The organism is Streptomyces sp. NPDC043952, assembly GCF_056435325.1.
Genome location: NZ_JBWKES010000011.1, coordinates 32,420 through 51,639, shown reverse-complemented (window position 1 = coordinate 51,639; position 19,220 = coordinate 32,420). Strand labels below are relative to the sequence as shown.

The 19,220-nt window shown below is 72.3% G+C and carries 18 protein-coding genes; 7 read left to right on the top strand and 11 right to left on the bottom strand.

Annotated features, from left to right (window positions below):
• Nucleotides 1-42 precede the first annotated feature (42 nt).
• Entirely contained in the window at nt 43-1,839 is a 1,797-nt protein-coding gene (locus AC069R_RS15345) for a S9 family peptidase (RefSeq protein WP_478767411.1), read from the bottom strand.
• A 208-nt stretch (nt 1,840-2,047) separates the two neighbouring features.
• On the opposite strand from AC069R_RS15345, the gene AC069R_RS15340 reads away from it, so the two are divergent.
• Nucleotides 2,048-2,839 (top strand): SURF1 family protein, encoded by a 792-nt coding sequence (locus tag AC069R_RS15340; protein WP_478767410.1) that lies wholly within the window; start codon nt 2,048-2,050, stop codon nt 2,837-2,839.
• A 129-nt stretch (nt 2,840-2,968) separates the two neighbouring features.
• Here the strand turns inward: AC069R_RS15340 and AC069R_RS15335 are convergent, their stop codons facing one another.
• The 7 genes from AC069R_RS15335 to AC069R_RS15305 form a co-directional block, all read right to left on the bottom strand.
• The gene (locus AC069R_RS15335; RefSeq protein ID WP_478767290.1) at nt 2,969-4,084 is read right to left on the bottom strand and encodes a hypothetical protein; all 1,116 of its coding nucleotides are present in this window, start codon (nt 4,082-4,084) and stop codon (nt 2,969-2,971) included.
• A gap of 58 nt (nt 4,085-4,142) precedes the next feature.
• Nucleotides 4,143-4,820 carry a SigE family RNA polymerase sigma factor gene (locus tag AC069R_RS15330; protein WP_397984831.1) on the bottom strand — a complete coding sequence of 226 codons (678 nt, stop codon included), beginning with the start codon at nt 4,818-4,820 and terminating at the stop codon, nt 4,143-4,145.
• A gap of 316 nt (nt 4,821-5,136) precedes the next feature.
• A complete protein-coding gene (locus AC069R_RS15325; protein WP_478767289.1) occupies nt 5,137-6,192 on the bottom strand; it encodes an aspartate-semialdehyde dehydrogenase in 1,056 nt (351 codons plus the stop codon).
• Nucleotides 6,189-7,460 (bottom strand): aspartate kinase, encoded by a 1,272-nt coding sequence (locus AC069R_RS15320; RefSeq protein ID WP_397984833.1) that lies wholly within the window; start codon nt 7,458-7,460, stop codon nt 6,189-6,191. The genes AC069R_RS15325 and AC069R_RS15320 overlap by 4 nt, the downstream gene beginning before the upstream one ends.
• A 205-nt stretch (nt 7,461-7,665) precedes the next feature.
• The gene (locus tag AC069R_RS15315; protein ID WP_397984834.1) at nt 7,666-8,328 is read right to left on the bottom strand and encodes a DUF5063 domain-containing protein; all 663 of its coding nucleotides are present in this window, start codon (nt 8,326-8,328) and stop codon (nt 7,666-7,668) included.
• Nucleotides 8,321-8,920: a recombination mediator RecR gene (recR, locus tag AC069R_RS15310; RefSeq protein WP_478767288.1), complete on the bottom strand. Its 600-nt coding sequence runs from the start codon at nt 8,918-8,920 to the stop codon at nt 8,321-8,323. The genes AC069R_RS15315 and recR overlap by 8 nt, the downstream gene beginning before the upstream one ends.
• A 51-nt stretch (nt 8,921-8,971) precedes the next feature.
• Entirely contained in the window at nt 8,972-9,316 is a 345-nt protein-coding gene (locus AC069R_RS15305; protein WP_397984835.1) for a YbaB/EbfC family nucleoid-associated protein, read from the bottom strand.
• A gap of 236 nt (nt 9,317-9,552) precedes the next feature.
• On the opposite strand from AC069R_RS15305, the gene AC069R_RS15300 reads away from it, so the two are divergent.
• A complete protein-coding gene (locus AC069R_RS15300; RefSeq protein WP_478767287.1) occupies nt 9,553-10,299 on the top strand; it encodes an SLATT domain-containing protein in 747 nt (248 codons plus the stop codon).
• A gap of 174 nt (nt 10,300-10,473) precedes the next feature.
• Here AC069R_RS15300 and AC069R_RS15295 read toward each other — a convergent pair whose 3' ends face one another.
• A complete protein-coding gene (locus tag AC069R_RS15295; protein ID WP_478767409.1) occupies nt 10,474-12,378 on the bottom strand; it encodes a serine/threonine-protein kinase in 1,905 nt (634 codons plus the stop codon).
• Nucleotides 12,379-12,589: 211 nt separating this feature from the next.
• Here AC069R_RS15295 and AC069R_RS15290 point away from each other — a divergent pair, with 211 nt between their 5' ends.
• The 3 genes from AC069R_RS15290 to AC069R_RS15280 all read left to right on the top strand — a co-directional run bounded on the left by AC069R_RS15290 (nt 12,590) and on the right by AC069R_RS15280 (nt 15,484).
• Nucleotides 12,590-13,945, top strand: a complete 1,356-nt coding sequence (locus tag AC069R_RS15290; protein ID WP_478767286.1) for an aminotransferase class III-fold pyridoxal phosphate-dependent enzyme — start codon at nt 12,590-12,592, stop codon at nt 13,943-13,945.
• Between the two features lie 117 nt (nt 13,946-14,062).
• The gene (locus AC069R_RS15285; RefSeq protein ID WP_478767285.1) at nt 14,063-14,758 is read left to right on the top strand and encodes a GntR family transcriptional regulator; all 696 of its coding nucleotides are present in this window, start codon (nt 14,063-14,065) and stop codon (nt 14,756-14,758) included.
• A gap of 75 nt (nt 14,759-14,833) precedes the next feature.
• Nucleotides 14,834-15,484 (top strand): hypothetical protein, encoded by a 651-nt coding sequence (locus AC069R_RS15280; RefSeq protein ID WP_478767284.1) that lies wholly within the window; start codon nt 14,834-14,836, stop codon nt 15,482-15,484.
• On the opposite strand, the gene AC069R_RS15275 is transcribed toward AC069R_RS15280, so the two are convergent.
• Nucleotides 15,477-15,869 (bottom strand): hypothetical protein, encoded by a 393-nt coding sequence (locus tag AC069R_RS15275; protein ID WP_478767283.1) that lies wholly within the window; start codon nt 15,867-15,869, stop codon nt 15,477-15,479. The two genes, AC069R_RS15280 and AC069R_RS15275, sit on opposite strands and share 8 nt — an antisense overlap.
• A gap of 124 nt (nt 15,870-15,993) precedes the next feature.
• Here AC069R_RS15275 and AC069R_RS15270 point away from each other — a divergent pair, with 124 nt between their 5' ends.
• Both AC069R_RS15270 and AC069R_RS15265 read left to right on the top strand, forming a co-directional pair.
• Nucleotides 15,994-16,836 (top strand): helix-turn-helix domain-containing protein, encoded by an 843-nt coding sequence (locus AC069R_RS15270; protein ID WP_478767408.1) that lies wholly within the window; start codon nt 15,994-15,996, stop codon nt 16,834-16,836.
• Nucleotides 16,833-17,072: a DUF397 domain-containing protein gene (locus AC069R_RS15265; RefSeq protein WP_478767282.1), complete on the top strand. Its 240-nt coding sequence runs from the start codon at nt 16,833-16,835 to the stop codon at nt 17,070-17,072. Before AC069R_RS15270 ends, AC069R_RS15265 begins: the two co-directional genes overlap by 4 nt.
• Before the next feature lie 71 nt (nt 17,073-17,143).
• Here AC069R_RS15265 and AC069R_RS15260 read toward each other — a convergent pair whose 3' ends face one another.
• Entirely contained in the window at nt 17,144-18,973 is a 1,830-nt protein-coding gene (locus tag AC069R_RS15260) for a bifunctional metallophosphatase/5'-nucleotidase (RefSeq protein WP_478767281.1), read from the bottom strand.
• Nucleotides 18,974-19,220 lie beyond the last annotated feature (247 nt).

Genomic DNA, 19,220 nt, shown 5'->3' with positions numbered 1-19,220 from the left:
GCCGGTGGCCCGGAGGCCGGAACCGGGGGTCGGGCCCGGTGGTTATGACGGGAGGTGGCGTTTGGCGAAGTCCAGTTCCAGGGCCACCTGCTTGATGCGCTCGTCGACGACCAGAGAGCCGTGGCCGGCGTCGTAGCGGTACACCTCGTGGGTGGCGCCGAGGGACTGGAGGCGGTGGATGTAGTTGTCGATCTGGCGGATGGGGCAGCGGGGGTCGTTGACACCCGCCGAGATGTAGACCGGGGCCTTGACGCGGTCGACATAGGTGAGCGGGGAGGACGCCTCGAAGCGCTCCGGGACCTCCTCGGGGGTGCCGCCGAGGAGGGTGCGGTCCATGGCCTTCAGCGCCTCCATCTCGTCGTGGTACGCCGTGACGTAGTCCGCGACCGGGACGACCGCGATGCCCACCGCCCACGCCTCCGGCTGGGTGCCGAGGCCGAGGAGGGTGAGGTAGCCGCCCCAGGAGCCGCCGGTCAGCACCAGGCGGTCGGGGTCGGCGAGGCCCGAGGAGACCGCCCAGTCGCGGACCGCCGCCACGTCCTCCAGCTCGATCAGGCCGACCCGGTGCTTGAGGGCGTCGGTCCACGCGCGGCCGTACCCGGTGGAGCCGCGGTAGTTGACGCGGACCACCGCGTACCCGTGGTCCACCCAGGCGGCCGGGCCCGAGGCGAAGGAGTCGCTGTCGTGCCAGGTCGGGCCGCCGTGCAGGTCGAAGACGGTGGGCAGGGGACCGCTCGCGCCCGCGGGCTTCTGGATCAGGGCGTGGATACGGCCGCCGGGGCCCTCCACCCACACGTCCTCCACCGGCACCGACGGCGGGCACTTCATGCTGGGGGTCCCCCCGGCGTCAGCTGGGGGAGGGTCCAGGACCACACCGCCGGAGGTGGACCGCACGGCCGACGGCTCGGCGGCCGAGGACCACAGGTACTCCACGCTGCCGTCCGGGCGCGCGGTGGCCCCGGAGACGGTACCGGGCGGGGTGGGGACGCGGGTCAGCTCGCGGGTCGCCAGGTCGTACCGGAACAGTTCGCTGCGGGCCTCGAAGCTGTGCGCGATGAGCAGGCCCGAGCCGTCCGGGTACCACTCGGCGCTGACGTCGCCGGGCAGCTCCAGGGCGAGGTCCGTCTCCTCCCCCGAGGCCACGTCCCACACCAGCGGCTCCCAGCGGCCCCGGCGCTGGTGCCCGATGAGCAGCCGGGTGTCGCCCTCGACCGGGGCGAAGCCCAGCACCTCAAGGCCCAGTTCCTCGGCGCCGCCCTTGGTGTCGTCCAGCTCGGCGACCGTCGAGCCGTCCGGGCGCAGGACGCGCAGCGCGGCGTGCATGGCGTCGCCGTGCTCGGTGTGCTCGATGGCGATCAGGGAGCCGTCGTGGGAGAGGTCGCCGACGCCCGCGGACTCGCGGTGCCGGTAGATCTCCACCGGGTCGGCGCCCGCGCGGGCCAGGTGGATCGTCGTACCGTCCTCGTCCGTGGAGCGGCCCACCACCGCGGTGCGGCCGTCGCGGCCCAGGGCGAGGCCGGCCGGGTAGGAGGGGGCGAGGCCGGGCACGGCCGGCTCGTCGGGGCCGCCGGTGAAGGGCTGGCGGCGCCAGATGCCGAACTCGTCGCCGTCCTTGTCGTCGAACCACCAGATCCAGGCGCCGTCCGGGGAGAGGGTGCCGTCCGTCGTGCCGTTCGGCCGGTCGGTGGCCTGGCGCTGCTCGCCCGTGGCGCGGTCCCACGCGTACAGCTCGTACGTCCCCGTCGCGTTCGACACGAACAGCGCGCGGTCGGGTGCGTCCTCGGCCCAGTCGGGCAGGGACACCCGCGGCGCCCGGAACCGCTTCTCCCAGTCCGGCATGTCCGCGCCGCCCGGCGCCTGCGGTGCGCTCGGCTTCGTGCTCTCAGTCTTGGCCCCAGTCATGCGCCCATACTGCCTGGCCGCGGCGACAATTGTGCGCCGGGTGGGCACAGCCTGTGGATAACTTTCCGGCATGGGCATGCTGAGGAAGGCGCACAAGGGCCGACCCGCGGGCGGGGTGGTGGGGCAGGCGCCGTACCGTGGGGGCGTGTACCGGTTTCTGCTGACTCCGCGCTGGTGGGGCATCAACGTCTTCGTGCTGCTCGCCATCCCCTTCTGCATCTTCATGGGGTCCTGGCAGCTGAGCCGGTTCGAGGGGCGGGTGCACGAGGCGCACGCCGCGACCCGGCAGGCCGCGTCCGACGGCACCGAGGCGGCGCGCCCGCTCGATTCGATGCTGCCGGTGAACAAGGCGACGTCGGGGCGGCGGGTGTCCGCGCACGGACGGTACGGGGCGCAGCTGCTCGTGCCCGGCCGGCAGCTGGACGGGAAGAACGGGTTCTACGTCCTGACGCTGCTGCGGACCGGCACCGGGAAGTCGCTCCCCGTGGTGCGGGGGTGGCTGCCCGGAACGGCGTCCGCGGCGAAGGCGCCCGCGCCGCCGCGGGGTGAGGTGACCGTCGTCGGGGCGTTGCAGGCGTCCGAGACGCCGGGGGACAACGGGGTCAGCGCGCAGGGCGGGCTGCCCGCGGGGCAGACGGCGGCGATCAGCTCGGCGTCGCTGGTCAACCTGGTGCCGGACCGGTTGTACGACGCGTGGGTGACGCTGGACAAGGCGGATGCCGGGATGAAGGCGGTGCCGGCGTCGGCGCCGGACGGTACGGGGCTCGATCTGAAGGCGTTCCAGAACCTCGGGTACACCGGGGAGTGGTTCGTGTTCGCCGGGTTCACGGTGTTCATGTGGTTCCGGCTGTTGCGGCGGGAGGTCGAGGCAGCGCGGGACGCTGCGCTGGGCTTGGCGCCGGAGGAGAGTGTGCCGGTGACGGTGTCCGGTAGCTGAGCCGGAACTGTGGTGGGCCGGGTGTCGGGATCGCTCACCGGCGCTGGCCGGGTGCCGCTGCGCCCACCCGTGCCGCCCCAGCGGCACGACTGCCCGCAGCTTAATGACGTGGCGTCCGCCTGCGTCCCCCTACGAATCCGCCAGTACCCCCGTGTAATACACCGTCCCCGCGCACTCCCCCGGTACCGTCGCCGAGGCGGTGGGGCCGCCGGGGGATGGGGTGTGGGTGATCAGGACGCTGCCGTCGGCCGGGGTGCCGCCCGTGCCCAGTTGGGGGGCGGTGCCGGCGGAGCCGCCGGTGTCGGCCGCCGGGCCGTCGCTGGAGGTGGGCGTCGGGTCCGGGGACGGGCCGCCGTCCGTGCCGCCGCCGGTCGTGCCGCCCGCGCTGGGACAGGTCTCGGAGGGGACGAAGGCGAACTTCTCCTGGTAGGCGGAACCGGGCTGGAGGACCAGACCCGCGACCTCCTGGGAGGGGTCGGGCAGCCCCGTCGCCGCGTCGCCCGCCGCATGCCGTACGACGCTGATCTTCGCGGGGTCGGCCGCGCCCTGCGCACTCGCGCCCACCGTGCCCGCCCCGCTCACCGTGCAGGGACCGGAGGAGGTGTTGGTGACGCGGAACGTGCCGTACACCACCCCCGTGGAGTCCGGCGCGGCCGCGCTGCCCGTGGCGGAGCCCAGCTGGGCCGGCGTGCACACCGGGACGCCCGCGGCCAGGGTGGCGGAGGGGTTCGCGCCACCGGCGGCACCCGCGCCCGCCGCGCCACCGCCGTCCTTGCCGCCCGGCTTCCCCGCGCCCTTGCCGGGCTGGGCCGGGTTGCCGTCCGTGCCCCTGCCGCCGCTCGTCCCGCCGCCCTGGTCCGTGCCGTGCCGCGCGCCGGAGTGCGCCTGGGAGGACTGGCCGGCCATCGCGGTGTCCGGGTCGGAGCCGCCGGAGTCGGAGACATGGACGAGGGCCGGGATCGCCGTGCCGAGGAACAGGGCCGCCGCCGCCATGCCCACGGCCGCCTGCCGCTTGCGGGCCCGGCGCGCGGGGACCGCCCGGCGCAGCCGCTCCAGCGCGCTCGCGTCCGGCTCGATGCCGTCGACCGCGGAGTGCAGCAGCCGCCGCACCGCCGCCTCGTCCGAGCCGAGGCCGCCGAGCGTCCGGGCGAGCCACTCGCCCTCGGAGCCCGGACCAGTCCCTTCGCGGGCGGAGCCGGAGAGGTCGGCGCCCTCGGTGCTCCTGTCGTCGGGGCCGTGGTTCACAGTTTCGTTCCCAGCGTGCGGTGCGGAGTGGTGGTGGCGTGGGGGTGGGGGCCGTAGGTCATGACGATTGCTCCATGGCCACCCGCAGCGCGGCGATGCCGCGGGAGCCGTACGCCTTCACCGAGCCCAGGGAGATGCCGAGCGTCTCGGCGACCTGGGCCTCGGTCATGTCCGCGAAGTAGCGCAGCACCAGGACCTCCCGCTGGCGGCGCTGGAGGCCCTTCATCGCCTTGATGAGGTCGCGGCGCTCCAGCTGGTCGTACGCGCCCTCCTCCGCGCTCGCCATGTCCGGCATCGGCTTGGCCAGCAGCTTCAGGCCGAGGATGCGGCGGCGCAGCGTGGAGCGGGAGAGGTTGACGACCGTCTGCCGGAGGTAGGCGAGGGTCTTCTGCGGGTCCCGGACGCGTTTGCGCGCCGAGTGGACCCGGATGAACGCCTCCTGCACGACGTCCTCGCAGGAGGCGGTGTCGTCGAGGAGGAGGGCGGCGAGACCCAGCAGCGAGCGGTAGTGCGCCCGGTAGGTCTCGGTGAGATGGTCCACGGTGGTGCCGGTGACGGCCTCCGTGGCCGCGGTGTCGTCGGCGCCGTCACGCTGACCGGGTATGCGGGCGGGCCGCGCGGCTGGCATGGGCGCGATCACCGGCATGCCGCCGGGCGTGCGGGGACGCAGCGCCGCACGCGGCGGCCGGAGGGCCGCGGTGCCGCGTGCCCCGGTGAGTTCCAGTACCTCTGCCACGCCAGTTGGACACGTCTGCCCCCGCCAGGGTTGTACGCGCCGGACGCCACATGTGCGACAGCCGGCGGTGCCTCAAGTGCCGTCATGCGTACCGTTCTTCCCCTATGTCCGATATGGACGGGCACGACCCCGCGCCCGGTCCGCTCACGGCGCCCCCACCGCCCCCGAAGAGTGACCGCAAAGACGCTCCCGCCCTCCGCGTGGTTGCGGAGGGCGGGGAGGCACATCTTCTGTCGCCGGGAGGTCCGGCTCAAGCGGTTTGGACCATGCCGCCGGACACACTTCGCACACAGATCCTACAAAGCGGCCACACGGCTCAGCCGGTGGACTCCCGCGCGACCGACTCCGCGATCTGTACGAGGTTCAAAGCGGCGCCTTTGCGCACATTGTCGCCGCAGACGAAGAGTTCGAGCGCGCTCGCGTCGTCCAGCGACTGGCGCAGCCGGCCCACCCAGGCGGGGTCGGTGCCCACCACGTCGGCGGGGGTGGGGTATTCGCCGGACGCCGGGTCGTCGCACAGCACCACGCCGGGCGCGGTGGCGAGGATCTCGCGGGCGCCGTCCACCCCGGCGGCGCCCTGGAAGCGGGCGTGGACGGTGAGCGAGTGGGTGGTGACCACCGGGACCCGGACGCAGGTGACGGCGACCGGCAGGCCGGGCAGCGAGAGGATCCGGCGCACCTCGTCGCGCACCCGCAGTTCCTCCGAGGACCAGCCGTCCTCGGCCGCGGTGCCGGCCCACGGTACGACGTTCAGCGCGACCGGCTCCGGGAACGGACCGGTGGCATCGCCCACCAGGCGTCGTACGTCCCCCGGCGCGGTGCCCAGTTCGGTGCCGGCGACCTGGGAGAGCTGGGCGCGCAGCGCCTCCACGCCGGCCCGGCCGGCCTCGCTCACCGCCTGGTAGGAGGAGACGACCAGCTCGCGCAGCCCGTACTCGGCGTGCAGGGCGCCGAGCGCGACGATCAGGGTGAGGGTGGTGGCGCCGGGGTTGGCGATGATGCCGCGGGGGCGGTTGCGCGCCCGGTGGGCGTTGACCTCGGGCACCACCAGGGGCACGTCCGGATCGGCGCGGAAGGCGCCGGAGTTGTCCACGACCACCGCGCCGGCCGCGGCGGCGACGGGCGCCCACTCGGCGGCGACCGGCTCCGGCACGGCGAACAGGGCGATGTCGACCCCGTCGAAGGCGTCCTCGGTCAGGGCCGCGACCTCGGCCTCCGCCCCGCGCACGGACAGCTTGCGGCCGGCCGGGCGGGGGGAGGCGAACAGTCGGATCTCGCCCCAGATGTCCTTGCGCTGGGACAGGATCTGGAGCATGACCCGGCCGACCACTCCGGTCGCTCCCACGACCGCGAGCGTCGGCTTGGCGTTCATCGGCCGGTGCCTCCGTAGACGACGGCCTCGTCGGTGTCGGAGTCGAGCCCGAAGGCGGTGTGCACGGCGCGCACGGCCTCCGGCACGTCGTCCTTGCGGGTGACGACCGAGATGCGGATCTCGGAGGTCGAGATCAGCTCGATGTTCACGCCCGCGTCGGACAGCGCCTCGAAGAAGGCCGCGGTGACCCCCGGATTGGTCTTCATGCCGGCGCCGACCAGGGAGATCTTGCCGATCTGGTCGTCGTAGCGCAGCGAGTCGAAGCCGATGCCGGCGCGGCACTTCTCCAGGGCGTCGATGGCCTTGCGGCCTTCGGTCTTCGGCAGCGTGAAGGAGATGTCCGTCAGGCCGGTGGAGGCGGCGGACACGTTCTGCACGACCATGTCGATGTTGATCTGCGCGTCGGCGATGGCCCGGAAGATCGAGGCGGCCTCACCCGGCTTGTCGGGCACGCCGACGACCGTGATCTTGGCCTCGGAGGTGTCGTGCGCGACACCGGAGATGATGGCCTGCTCCACCTTCTTGACCCCAATCGGCTCACTGCTGACCCACGTGCCCTGCAACCCGCTGAAGCTGGAGCGTACGTGGATCGGGATGTTGTAGCGGCGGGCGTACTCCACACAGCGGTGGAGCAGCACCTTGGAGCCGGAGGCCGCCAGCTCCAGCATGTCCTCGAAGGAGATCCAGTCGATCTTCTTCGCCTTCTTCACCACCCGCGGGTCGGCGGTGAACACGCCGTCCACGTCGGTGTAGATCTCGCAGACCTCGGCGTCGAGGGCGGCGGCGAGGGCCACGGCCGTGGTGTCCGAGCCACCGCGGCCGAGCGTGGTGATGTCCTTCTTGTCGGCGCTGACGCCCTGGAAACCGGCGACGATCGCGATGTTGCCCTCGTCCAGCGCGGTCCGGATGCGGCCCGGCGTGACATCGATGATCCGGGCCTTGTTGTGGACCGAGTCGGTGATGACGCCGGCCTGGCTGCCGGTGAAGGACTGGGCTTCGTGGCCCAGGTTTTTGATCGCCATGGCCAGCAGCGCCATGGAGATCCGCTCTCCGGCGGTCAGCAGCATGTCGAATTCGCGCCCGGCAGGCATGGGAGAGACCTGCGCGGCGAGATCGATCAACTCGTCCGTCGTGTCGCCCATCGCGGAAACGACGACGACAACCTGGTTGCCGTTCTTCTTCGCTTCCACGATCCGCTTGGCGACGCGCTTGATGCCCTCGGCATCGGCTACGGAGGAGCCTCCGTACTTCTGCACGACAAGGCCCACGTGCGCTCCTCGCTCGGTTCGTTTGTGTCGGCTCAGTTTAACGAGCGTCCGAAATCCACCAGCCTGCTCCCGCATGGTGAGACATCGGCCCGGAGGTTCCCGGACGCCCGCTTCCGGATGGCCTCCTGCCCGCCGGGGCCCGGCCCACGCGGAACGTGCGCCGGGTCACAGCGGGCGCCGCGGCGCGCGGGAGCCGGTCACGGCGTCACGAACCCGGCTGGATCCCCAGCGGACCGCCGATCTCCTCGGCCATCACCCGGCCGGCCTCGAACTCCAGCGTCTCGTCGCCCATCGGGCTCTGGTCGGTGTCCAGACCGTCCAGCTCCTCCAGGGGCTGGTTGAGGCGGACGTGGATGAGGACCGACTGGAGGGCGCGCAGCACGGCGGAGGCCGTCGGGCCCCAGTTGGAGAAGTAGGAGAACTGCCACCACCACAGCGCCTCGCTGGTGCGGCCGGCGCGGTAGTGGACCATGCCGTGGCGCAGGTCCGCGATGATGTCGGCGAGGTCGTCGGAGATCCGGGCCGGCACCGGGGCCTTGCGGGGCTCGTAGGGGTCGAAGACCTCGGAGTAGACGTCGACGGGCTCCAGCAGCCGGGCGAAGTTCTCCCGCAGTTCGTCCACGTCCGGCTCCGGGCCCGGATCGGGCTCGTAGCGCTCGTCGGGGACGATGTCCTCGTGGGCGCCCAGCCGGCCGCCGGCCAGCAGCAGCTGGGAGATCTCCAGGAGGAGGAAGGGGACGGTCGAGCCGGGCTCGTCGCCCCGCGCCACCTCCGTGACGGCCACCAGGAAGCTCTCGACCTGGTCCGCGACCTGTACCGCGAAGTCGTCGGGGTTCTGCGACGTGGCGTGCAGCGTGGCGTCAGACATCTAGGAGTCTTCTCCCCTCGAAGGCGCGGCCGAGGGTCACCTCGTCCGCGTATTCCAGGTCGCCACCCACCGGGAGGCCGCTGGCCAGGCGGGTGACCTTCAGGCCCATGGGCTTGATCATGCGCGCGAGGTACGTGGCCGTCGCCTCGCCCTCGAGATTCGGATCGGTGGCCAGGATCAGCTCCGTGACCGTCCCGTCGGCCAACCGCGCGAGAAGTTCCCGTATACGCAGGTCGTCGGGACCGACCCCCTCGATGGGGCTGATCGCCCCGCCGAGCACGTGGTAGCGGCCGCGGAACTCGCGGGTGCGCTCGATCGCGACGACGTCCTTCGGCTCCTCCACGACGCAGATCACCGAGAGGTCGCGGCGCGGGTCGCGGCAGATGTTGCACAGCTCCTCCTGCGCGACGTTGCCGCACATCGCGCAGAAGCGGACCTTCGCCTTGACCTCCAGGAGTGCCTGGGCGAGCCGCTTCACGTCCGTCGGCTCGGCCTGGAGGATGTGGAAGGCGATCCGCTGCGCGCTCTTGGGACCGACGCCGGGCAGCCGCCCCAGTTCGTCGATGAGGTCCTGGACCACGCCTTCGTACAACGGACTGACCTTCCTGGAGACCTTTCGGTACGTACGCTAGTTGGCCCGAGGTCAGAACGGCAGACCGGGGATGCCCGTGCCGCCGCCCAGGCCCTGGGCCAGCGGGCCGAGCTTCTGCTGCTGGAGCGCCTGCGCGTTCTCGTTGGCGGCCTGGACGGCGGCCACGATCAGGTCGGCGAGGGTCTCGGTGTCCTCCGGGTCCACCGCCTTGGGGTCGATCTTCAGGCCGCGCAGTTCGCCGGCGCCGGTCACGGTGGCCCTGACCAGACCGCCGCCCGCCTGCCCGTCGACCTCCGTGTTCGCCAGTTCCTCCTGGGCCCGCTGCAGGTCCTGCTGCATCTTCTGGGCCTGCTGGAGCAACTGCTGCATGTTGGGCTGGCCACCACCGGGGATCACGATCAGCTCCTCTGTGTCTTTCTCCTTGGCACGAGCCTACGTGGTCCGGGCGGCCATCACACCGCCACTCTTTCGAGTGAGTCGGCGGGCGGGTCTCCAGCTGATCAAGGCCCTCTTCCGGGCGGAAAAGCCGGGAAAGTCACGACCGGGCCACCCGTCGGGCGGTAGGAAGGGTGGCGCACGTCGGCAGGGGATGTCACGCTACGTGACCGGTCGCGATCAGTAGGGAGTGCCGGGTGGGTCAGCCGGAGATGCAGCCCGAGGGGCCGCCCCAGGACGGGCGGGGCGAGGGCTCGGCCGGACCCCGGCCGGGTGATCTGACCGGGCGGGCGCTCCCGCCCGGCGACTGGGGCGAACCGGGCGAGCGGCTGGACGAGCTGTACCGGTGGGTGGAGCACGGGGCGCTGCGGACGGCGGACTGGTATCTGCGGGACCGGGTGTGGAAGCGGCGCGGGGCGCGGGTGCTGCGGGCCGGCGCGGCGGTGGGGGTGGCGACCGGGGCGGCGCTGCCGCTGCTGGAGCTGACGGGGGTGGCGGGGGGCGTGGCGCCGTGGGGCTGTCTGGCCCTGCTGCTCGCGGCCGCGTGCGCCGGCGCGGACCGGTACTTCGGGGTGACGTCCGGCTGGATGCGGGACGTGGCGACGGCACAGGCGGTGCAGCGGCGCCTCCAGGCGCTCCAGTTCGACTGGGCGGTGGAGGGGGTGCGGGAGGTGCTGGGCCCCACGGAGGGCACGGCGAGCGAGGCGGCCGAGCGGTGCGTGGTGCTGCTGCGCCGCTTCTCGGAGGACATGACGGAACTGGTCCGGGCGGAGACGGCGGACTGGATGGTGGCGTTCCGGGCGGGCGCGGCGCCGGTGGGCGTGCAGTCGGTGGCGTACGTGCCCCGGCAGGAGGCGGTGGGCCAGACCGGCCGCTTCGCCCTGCCACCGGCGGGGGGAGCACGGCCGAACATGCCGAGGCAGCGGCCACCGGAGCCGCGGTGACCGTGGAGTTCTCCTGCGGGCCCCGGCCCGGCGATCCCGCGCGGTTCGGCGGTCGAGCCGGACCAGGGGCGGCAGCGGTACGGGCGGGCGAGAGGACGAACCGGGCACGTCCGCGGGAATGCGCCGTACGTTCAACCAGCCCGTACGGCACGGGAGTTGGCCGGTGTCATCCGGTCACTGCCGGGTGTACGTCAGGCTCTCCCCGCCGCCACCCTGCTGCGCCCGTCGCAACCGTCCGTCCGGCAGCAGGCTGACCTCCGTCGGGTCGCCCGGTGTGCACGAGGAGGCGGGCTCGCCGCTGGTCACGACCGACGGCCCGATCTCCAGCGGGCCGCCGGCGCCCGGCGCCCGGCTCAGCTCGGCCGCGAAGACGCAGTGGTACGTCCCGCCGCCCTGCGCGGGTCCCTCCGCGTCCAGCGTCAGCACGTTCTCCCCCACCCCGCCCTGCCGGATGGTGAGCCGGCGGATGTTGATGCCGTCCGCGGTGTCGATGCTCGCCGCCCAGGTCCCGAGGTAGGCGTCCGGAACGGCACCCGCGCCCGAGGCGGAGGGCGAGGCGGAGGGCGAGGCCGGGTCCGGGGCGCGCTCCCCGGAGCCGGTGGGCGACGCGGACCGCGACACCGGCGCGGGCCCCGCCGCGCCGCTCCTCCTGCCGTCCACCCCGCTGTTCAGCAGCGCGTACACCGACCCGCCCGCGCCCACCGCCACGATCACCGCGATCAGGACCAGCAGGGCCGTGGAGCGCCCGCTGCGCCGCTCCGGCTCCGGCTCGGGCTCCGCGCCGTAGGGCGGGTACGGCGGGTACGACTGCCGGGGGTAGCCGTACCCGAAGGACGGGGCGGCCGGTGGCGGCGCGGACGCGGTGCCCCGCGCGGCGTACGGCCGCGGGTCGCCCTGCCGGGGGTGCGGCTGGGCCTCCTGCCGCGCCTGACCGTACCCGCCGGGGACCGTCACCGGCAGCGGCGCCCCCTGCCCCGGCGCCGGCCGCCCGGCCCCGGCCCCCTCGGCCGGCTCTCCCCCGTCCAGCACGGCGGAGTGCTCGGGCGAACCCCCGAAACCGCCGCCCCGCGCACCACCCCCCTGCGCACCGGCGTCCCCGGTGTCCCCCGCGCCCGGTCGCGCCCCCGCTCCACCGGAGCCGCCCGCACCCGTCTCCGGCTCCTCGACCTCCAGCAACCCCGCCGCCTGCCGCCCCAGTTGGGCCACCAGCGCCCCCGGCAGCCAGGGCTCAAGGGAGCGGCCGCCGGACACGGTGTCCTCCGCCCCCGTACGCTCCAGCAGCGCGTCCAGGGACGGCCGGGCCGCCGGGTCCTTGCGCAGGCACTCCCGCACCAGGTCGGCGATCCCCTCCGGCACCCCCGCCAGCTCCGGCTCCTCCTGGGCGATCCGGAACATCAGCGCGTGCACCCCGCCGCCGGCGTTCCCGAACGGCAGCCGCCCGGTCGCCGCGTACGTCAGCACCGAGCCGAGCGAGAAGACGTCGCACGCCGGGGTGATCGTGTCGCCGCGCACCTGCTCCGGCGCCATGAACCCCGGCGAGCCGACCAGGGACCCGGTCGAGGTGAGCCCCTCGCCGCCCGCCGTGCCCGTCTCCAGGGCGCGGGCGATGCCGAAGTCGATCACGCGGGGCCCGTCGATGGTCACCAGCACATTGGACGGCTTCAGGTCCCGGTGCACGATCCCGGCCGCGTGGATGTCCTTGAGCGCGTGCGCGAGCCCCGCCGCGAGGATCCGTACCGACCGCTCGGGCAGCGCCCCGTGCTCGTGCTCGACGACCCGTTCGAGGCTGGGCCCGGCCACGTACCCGGTGGCCACCCAGGGCACCGCCGCCTCGGTGTCCGCGTCCAGCACCGGCGCGGTCCAGTACCCGCCGACCCGCCGCGCCGCCCCCACCTCGCGCCGGAACCGGGCCCGGAACTCCTCCCGCGCGGCCAGCTCCGCGCGCACCAGCTTCACGGCGACCGTGCGGCCCCGGTCCGAGCGGGCCAGGTACACCCTGCCCATGCCGCCCGCGCCCAGCCGCGCCAGCAGCCGGTACCCCCCGATGCGGTGCGGGTCCCCCGGACCGAGTTCCTCCATGACCGCCCGCCCTTCCCGCCCCGTCAGCTGTGGCAACGGCCCGAGAATAATCCGGTCGTACGAGGTGCCGGAGGCCCGGTCGTCCACGGTTCCGTAACAGGCCGGGCGCCCCGGTGCGGACCCGGTGTCGACAACCTGTCGCGGATTGGGGCCGCCCACGGAACAGGACGCCGATACCCCGTCCGCATGCCGGACATCTACGCTCGCCCGCATGACCCCTCAGACCGACCCCGCAGCCGGCGCCGCAGTGAAGGCCGCGGACCGCGCGCACGTCTTCCACTCCTGGTCCGCCCAGGACCTCATCGACCCGCTCGCCGTCGCCGGCGCCGAGGGGTCGTACTTCTGGGACTACGACGGCACGCGGTACCTGGACTTCACCAGCGGGCTCGTCTACACCAACATCGGCTACCAGCACCCCAAGGTCGTCGCGGCCATCCAGGAGCAGGCGGCGAAGATGACCACCTTCGCGCCCGCGTTCGCCATCGAGGCGCGCTCGGAGGCGGCCCGGCTGATCGCCGAGCGGACCCCCGGCGACCTGGACAAGATCTTCTTCACCAACGGCGGCGCCGACGCCGTCGAGCACGCGGTGCGCATGGCCCGGCTGCACACGGGCCGCCCGAAGGTGCTCTCGGCGTACCGCTCGTACCACGGCGGCACCCAGCAGGCCGTGAACCTCACCGGCGACCCGCGCCGCTGGCCCTCCGACAGCGGCACGGGCGGCGTCGTGCACTTCTGGGCGCCGTTCCTGTACCGCTCCCGCTTCTACGCCGAGACGGAGGAGCAGGAGACCGCGCGGGCGCTGGAGCACCTGGAGACGACGATCGCCTTCGAGGGTCCCGGCACCGTCGCCGCGATCATCCTGGAGACCATCCCCGGCACCGCCGGGATCATGCTGCCCCCGCCGGGTTACCTCGCCGGGGTGCGGGAGCTGTGCGACAAGTACGGGATCGTCTTCATCCTGGACGAGGTCATGGCCGGTTTCGGCCGTACCGGCGCGTGGTTCGCGGCCGACCTGTTCGATGTCGTCCCGGACCTGATGACCTTCGCCAAGGGCGTGAACTCCGGTTACGTGCCGCTCGGCGGCGTCGCCATCTCCGGGAAGATCGCGGAGACCTTCGGCAAGCGCCCCTATCCGGGCGGTCTGACCTACTCCGGGCACCCGCTGGCCTGCGCCGCCGCCGTCGCCACGATCGGCGCGATGGCCGACGAGGGCGTGGTCGAGAACGCCAGGCGGCTCGGCGAGAGCGTGCTCGCGCCGGGTCTGGCGGAGCTGGCCGCGCGCCACCCGAGCGTGGGCGAGGTCCGCGGCGTGGGCATGTTCTGGGCGCTGGAGCTGGTCAGGGACCGGGGGACGCGCGAGCCCCTGGTGCCCTACAACGCGACCGGCGAGGCGAACGCGCCGATGGCCGCCTTCGCCGCGGCCGCCAGGAAGCACGGTCTGTGGCCGTTCGTGAACATGAACCGCACCCATGTGGTGCCGCCGTGCAACACGACCGAGGCCGAGCTGAAGGAGGGCCTGGCCGCCCTCGACGCCGCGCTGTCCGTCGCCGACGAGTACACCGCGTAACCGGTCCGGAGCTGCCGCCGGCACAGGCCGAACGCGTAAGGTGACGTGCTCGTAAGACTCCACAGAGTCGTCCAAACGTACGAGTGCGTCACCCATACGCGTGAGGAGAATCCGGCCATGCCCGGCAACGGCGTCGTCACCCGCAGCACCCTGCGCCAGCAGATCGCGGACGCCCTCCGTGACGAGGTGCTGGCGGGACGGCTGCGGCCGGGCCGGGCCTTCACCGTGAAGGAGATCGCCGAGCAGTACGGCGTCTCGGCCACCCCGGTGCGCGAGGCGCTGGTCGACCTGTCCGCGCAGGGCATCCTGGAGGCGGACCAGCACCGCGGCTTCAGCGTGCCGGAGTACTCGCTCGCCGACTACCGGCACATGATCGAGGCCCGCGCCCTGGTCACGGACGGCATGTTCCAGGCCCTCGCCGCCGGGCACCCCGCCTTCCGCACCCCGCCCGAGGACCCGGCCACCCGTGCCCTGCTCGCGGCGGTCCGCCGCCGCGGCGAGGAGGCGCAGCGCGCCGCCGCCGCGGGCGACCTCACCGTCCTGATCGGCTACGACCTGCGCTTCTGGCGCGAGCTGAGCGTCCTGTTCGGCAACCCCTACCTGGGCGACTTCCTGCACCGGCTGCGCGTGCAGTCCTGGGTCTGCGCCGTCCAGCACCTGCGCCGCCTGCCCGAGCTGCGCGGCCGTCTGTGGGCCGGCCACACGGAGCTGGTCGAGGCCCTGGCCCGGCGCGACATCGAGGGCGCCCGCGCCCTGGTCGGCGCGGCCAACGCCCACTCGCTGACGCTGCTGGAAGATCTGTCCGATAGCTGAGCGGACGTGAGGGTATGGGACCACACAGGCACCGATTAGGCTTCCCGGACGACCTCTTTGTGTGAGGAGCTCTCTTTGGCCTGTGACCTGTGGCTGGTACCGCTCGTCGACGTGTTGTGCCACACGCCGGACAACCCGTTCGCCGAGGAACTCGCGCACTACAACCACGCGCTGGCCGCGGCGGGGCTGCCGCCCGTGCCGGTGTACCAGTACATGCCGGGCCTGTCCGGCGAGGTCGCGCCGGTCGCCGGGTTCGACTACGACGCCCTGCACTTCCTGCGCCGCGCCTACCTCCTCCAGGTCTGCGGCCTCCCGGTGACGCCGGTGGACGAACTCGGCGGGGACTACGAGCAGTTGCTGGAGATGTTCGAGTCCACGGCCCAGCAGTCGCACCTGGTCTGGCACTACGACCACGCGGGCGCCTACGTCCCGGTCGACTTCCCGCATCCGCTCTCCGACGAGCAACTCCTGGCGGGCGGCGGCCCGTTGGGCTCCGCGCAGGCGCTGCTGCGCGAACTCCAGTACGTCGCCCCGGTCATCGGCATCGATCCGGCCAACCCCCCGGCCCCGCCGGCGCCGCCCGCGGCCCCCACGGAGCTGGAGGAACCGGCCGCCCCCACCCCCTACGATCCGAACCCCTTCGCCCGCGAACGCCACGTCTGGCTGGGTCTGCACGCCGCCGCGACCCGTTCGCTGGCCCAGGGTTCGATGATCGTCTTCAGCTGAGCGCGGCCCTGAGCAAGGACGTGTGCACGAACCGGTCGGCACCAGTGGGCCGATAGCGCCAGAAGAGCGGCCAGGTGGGTCCGTCGAGCGCGGGCACGGGAATGTAACTCGCCCAGTACGGCCCACTGGTGAGCCGGGTGACGCACTCCGGCCAGGCGCGGTGCCCGGTGGTCCCCGGCGCCACGAGGAAGTACACGCCCCGCCGCCCGCCGTCCGACTGCACGACCGGCCCCGGATCCCCACCGGTCAGCCCGGCCAGCCGGTCGGCGATCTCGCGCCCGTACTCCCCGTCCAGCCGCACGGCGTCGAACTGGACTCCCGCCTTGCTGAGCCGGATTCCGGAGGCGGGGACCCACTCGATGGCGGTGTGACTTTCTGTGTTCATGGGACCAGTGTCAGTGGCGGGCGCTACGGTTTCCATAACTCTCCGTCGACCCTCTAGGACGGTATGGAGTCAAAGGGGAGTGTCGGTGACCGGTTGAGTTCAGTTGAGTCCGGGGGTGACCGCAATGGCGCGGGTGGAGAACAAGGTGGAAGCGGGCGGCGTCGCACATCTCGTCGCAGCCCTGGCAAAGGCACTGCGCGAGCAACAGAAGCTCACGCAGGTGGAGTTGGGCAAGCTAACGGGCTACACCGCGTCCGCCATCAGCGCGATGGAGACGTGCGCGCAGCCGGCCAGCGACAAGATGCTGGTGGGTCTGGAGAAGCACATCGGCGCCGGGCTGGGGGTCTTTGAGAAGGCCCGCAAGTACATCCTGCTGGACAAGTACCCGCCGCAGTTCAAGAACTTCGCGTTGATGGAGGCGATGGCCGTCTCGCTGTCGACGTACGAGACGTACGTGGTCGCGGGCCTGTTCCAGACACCGGAGTACGCACGAGCACTGATCGGCGGAGGGTTTCCCAAACTCCCCGACACTAAGGTGGACGAGCTGGTCGAGGCGCGCGTCGCCCGCCGGGCCCTGTTCGATCGCACAGACCCGCAGCCCATGATCGAACTGATCCTTGACGAGTCGGTGCTTCGGCGGCCCATCGGCAGCTGGGAGATCCTGCGTGGCCAGCTTCGCTCGCTGGCTGAGGACGCGGAGCGGGACAACGTGAGCATTCAAGTCGTGCCACTGGAGCGTGGTTTGCGGGGTGGTCACGCCGGGACCCGAGGTGACATGGTCTTGGTGGTGACCAAAGAGCACCACCACGTGGTGTACCTGGAGATCGAGGACGAAAGCGTGCTGGTCAGCGATCCCGCAAAGGTCGCTCACCTCACACACCGGTATGCGAAGATCCGGGCACAGGCTCTGAGCCCGGACGACTCGCTGAGCCTCATCCAGAAGTTGGCAGGAGAAGAGCGGACATGACGAGCACCCTGCGGTGGTTCAAGTCGAGCTACAGCAACGACAGCGGCGGGAACTGCGTGGAAACCGCCTTCACCTGGCGCAAGTCCTCGTACAGCAACTCCAGCGGCGGCGAGTGCGTCGAAGTCGCCCCCTGCCCCACCCGGATCCACGTCCGCGACTCCAAGAACCCCGCCGGCCCCCACCTCTCGGTCACCGGCACCGCCTGGACGGCGTTCCTGGCGCACGCCGCCAAGTAGCTGTCGCCCGCCCCCGCGCCCACCCCTCGGCCAAGCGAGTTCGGGTGGGCGGGTGGGCAAGAGAACAACCGCTAGAAGACCGGCGTGCCCGCCTGGGTCAGCTTCCAGTTGGTGACCGCGAAGTCGGCCGGGTCGAGGGTCTTCGTCGCGGTGACGTAGTCGATCATCATGTCGCGGATCTCGTTGGTGGAGCTGTACGCGATCTCCGCCGTGGCGATGTGCGGGTAGCCCGAACCCCCGTTGGCCCGGTAGTTGTTGACGGCGACCACGAAGACCTGGTCGTCGGCGACGGGGGCGCCGTTGTAGGCGAGGTTCTTGATGCGGGAGCCCTCGGGCTGGGCGATGTCGATCTCGTAGTCGACGCCCGCGGCGGTGTCGTACATGTAGTCCCAGAAGCTGTTGGCGTTGGTCAGCGTCGCGGTGTCGACCTTCGTGCCCGCCGGGACCTGGACGTAGTACTTGGCCGCGTACTCCAGGTAGTCCTTGAGCTGGGCGCCGGTGAGCTTCTTGGCGTAGAGGGTGTTGTCGTAGATGTAGAGGCCGGCGATGTCCTTGATGGTGACGTTGCCCTGCGGGATGTCGGCCGTGCGGCTGAAGGGCGCGGCGACCGAGATCAGCGGGAGGGCGGCGTCGGCGGCGGACAGGCCCGTCTTGACCGTCTCCATCTGCACCTTGTGGATGAAGTCCATGATCGGCACGTCCTTCCAGCAGGACTCCGCCGCCGAGAGGTCCGCCGTGCAGGTGCCGACCGGGGTGTTGACGTACTTCACCACCAGCTCGTGGTCGGCCTCCAGCAGCTTCTTGATCTGCGGGTCCTCCTCCACCCCGTTGGGGTTGAGGGTCCCCGCCTTCTTGCCCGTCACCTTCCACTGGCCGTGGTGGAGTTCGAGCTCGAAGTCGAAGACACTGAGCCGGTAGCCCCAGCAGTACGGCTCGGACAGCAGGACGTCCTCGCCGGTCTGCTCGTTCTTGACGGTGTACGACGGCACCTCGACGTGGGTGTGGCCCACCAGGATCGCGTCGATGCCCGGCACCTGCTCGGCGACCAGGTTGGACGCGTTCTCGACGTAGGGGAGTTCGTCGCCCCAGGAGGAGGAGCCGTCCAGGCCGGAGTGGTCGGTCAGGAAGACCACGTCGCAGCCGAGGGCGCGCAGCCGCGGCACGTACTTCTTCGCCTGCTCGACCAGGCCGGGGAAGACCAGCTTGCCGCCGACGTTGTCCTTGTCCCAGATGGCGATGCCGGGGTTGGTCAGGCCGAGGATGCCGACCTTGATGTCGGGGGCGCCGGGGACCTTGATGCGCTTGACGGTGTACGGCTCGAAGGCCGGGCGCAGCGTCTTGGCGTGCAGGGCGTTCGCGCCGAGCAGCGGGAAGTCGCACTGCTCCTCGAACTTGCGCAGCGTGTCGATGCCGTAGTTGAACTCGTGGTTGCCGAGGGCGGCGGCGTCGTAGCGCATGTGGTTCATGGCGACGGCCATGGGGTGCTTGGGGCCGTGCTTGCCGCCGGTGCCGGTGATCGGGTCGACGCGGGCGAAGTAGTAGGCGAGCGAGGTGCCCTGGATGATGTCGCCGGCGTCGACGAGCAGCACGCGGTGCTCGCCCTTGGCCTCGCGCTGCTGCTTGATGAGGGTGGCGACGCGGGCCACGCCGACCGAGTTGCCGGCCTTGTCGGTGTAGGGCGCGTCGGCGTAGTAGTCCCAGTCGAAGACGTGGCCGTGCAGGTCGGTGGTGCCCAGGATGGAGAACGACCAGGTGCGCGGGGCCTTGCCGGGGGTGCCGTGACCGTTCTTCTCGGCCGCCTCCGCGGTGCCGCTGCCCACCGCGCCCGCCGCGGCGACGGCGGCGCCGGTGACGGCCGACTTCTTCACGAACTCCCGGCGGTTCATCGGGCTGTGGGTCATTCAAGGCTCCTGAGACTGGAGTTGGCGCGAGCAGGGGGGCGTTCCATGCGGAGGCTACCCGCGTAGGGCGTGCTCGCGCCCCTCATGGCCGGGAACCAGGAAATGGCCATGTCCAGGTCAAGGATGGGTCAGGCGGGGCGGAAAGCGGGGGGGGGGGGGGGGGGGGGGGGGGGGGGGGGGGGGGGGGGGGGGGGTGGGTGGGGGGGGGGGGGGGGGGGTGGGAGGGGGGGGGGGGGGGGGAGGAGGG

Bases quoted from the DNA above. Each gene is read 5' to 3' on its own strand.
- AC069R_RS15270 (WP_478767408.1), top strand. From the start codon at position 15,994: ATGGCGCGGGTGGAGAACAAGGTGGAAGCGGGCGGCGTCGCACATCTC.
- AC069R_RS15290 (WP_478767286.1), top strand. From the start codon at position 12,590: ATGACCCCTCAGACCGACCCCGCAGCCGGCGCCGCAGTGAAGGCCGCG.
- AC069R_RS15260 (WP_478767281.1), bottom strand. From the start codon at position 18,973: ATGACCCACAGCCCGATGAACCGCCGGGAGTTCGTGAAGAAGTCGGCC.
- AC069R_RS15345 (WP_478767411.1), bottom strand. From the start codon at position 1,839: ATGCCGGACTGGGAGAAGCGGTTCCGGGCGCCGCGGGTGTCCCTGCCC.
- AC069R_RS15315 (WP_397984834.1), bottom strand. From the start codon at position 8,328: ATGTCTGACGCCACGCTGCACGCCACGTCGCAGAACCCCGACGACTTC.
- AC069R_RS15275 (WP_478767283.1), bottom strand. From the start codon at position 15,869: ATGAACACAGAAAGTCACACCGCCATCGAGTGGGTCCCCGCCTCCGGA.
- AC069R_RS15325 (WP_478767289.1), bottom strand. From the start codon at position 6,192: ATGAACGCCAAGCCGACGCTCGCGGTCGTGGGAGCGACCGGAGTGGTC.
- AC069R_RS15285 (WP_478767285.1), top strand. From the start codon at position 14,063: ATGCCCGGCAACGGCGTCGTCACCCGCAGCACCCTGCGCCAGCAGATC.
- AC069R_RS15265 (WP_478767282.1), top strand. From the start codon at position 16,833: ATGACGAGCACCCTGCGGTGGTTCAAGTCGAGCTACAGCAACGACAGC.
- AC069R_RS15295 (WP_478767409.1), bottom strand. From the start codon at position 12,378: ATGGAGGAACTCGGTCCGGGGGACCCGCACCGCATCGGGGGGTACCGG.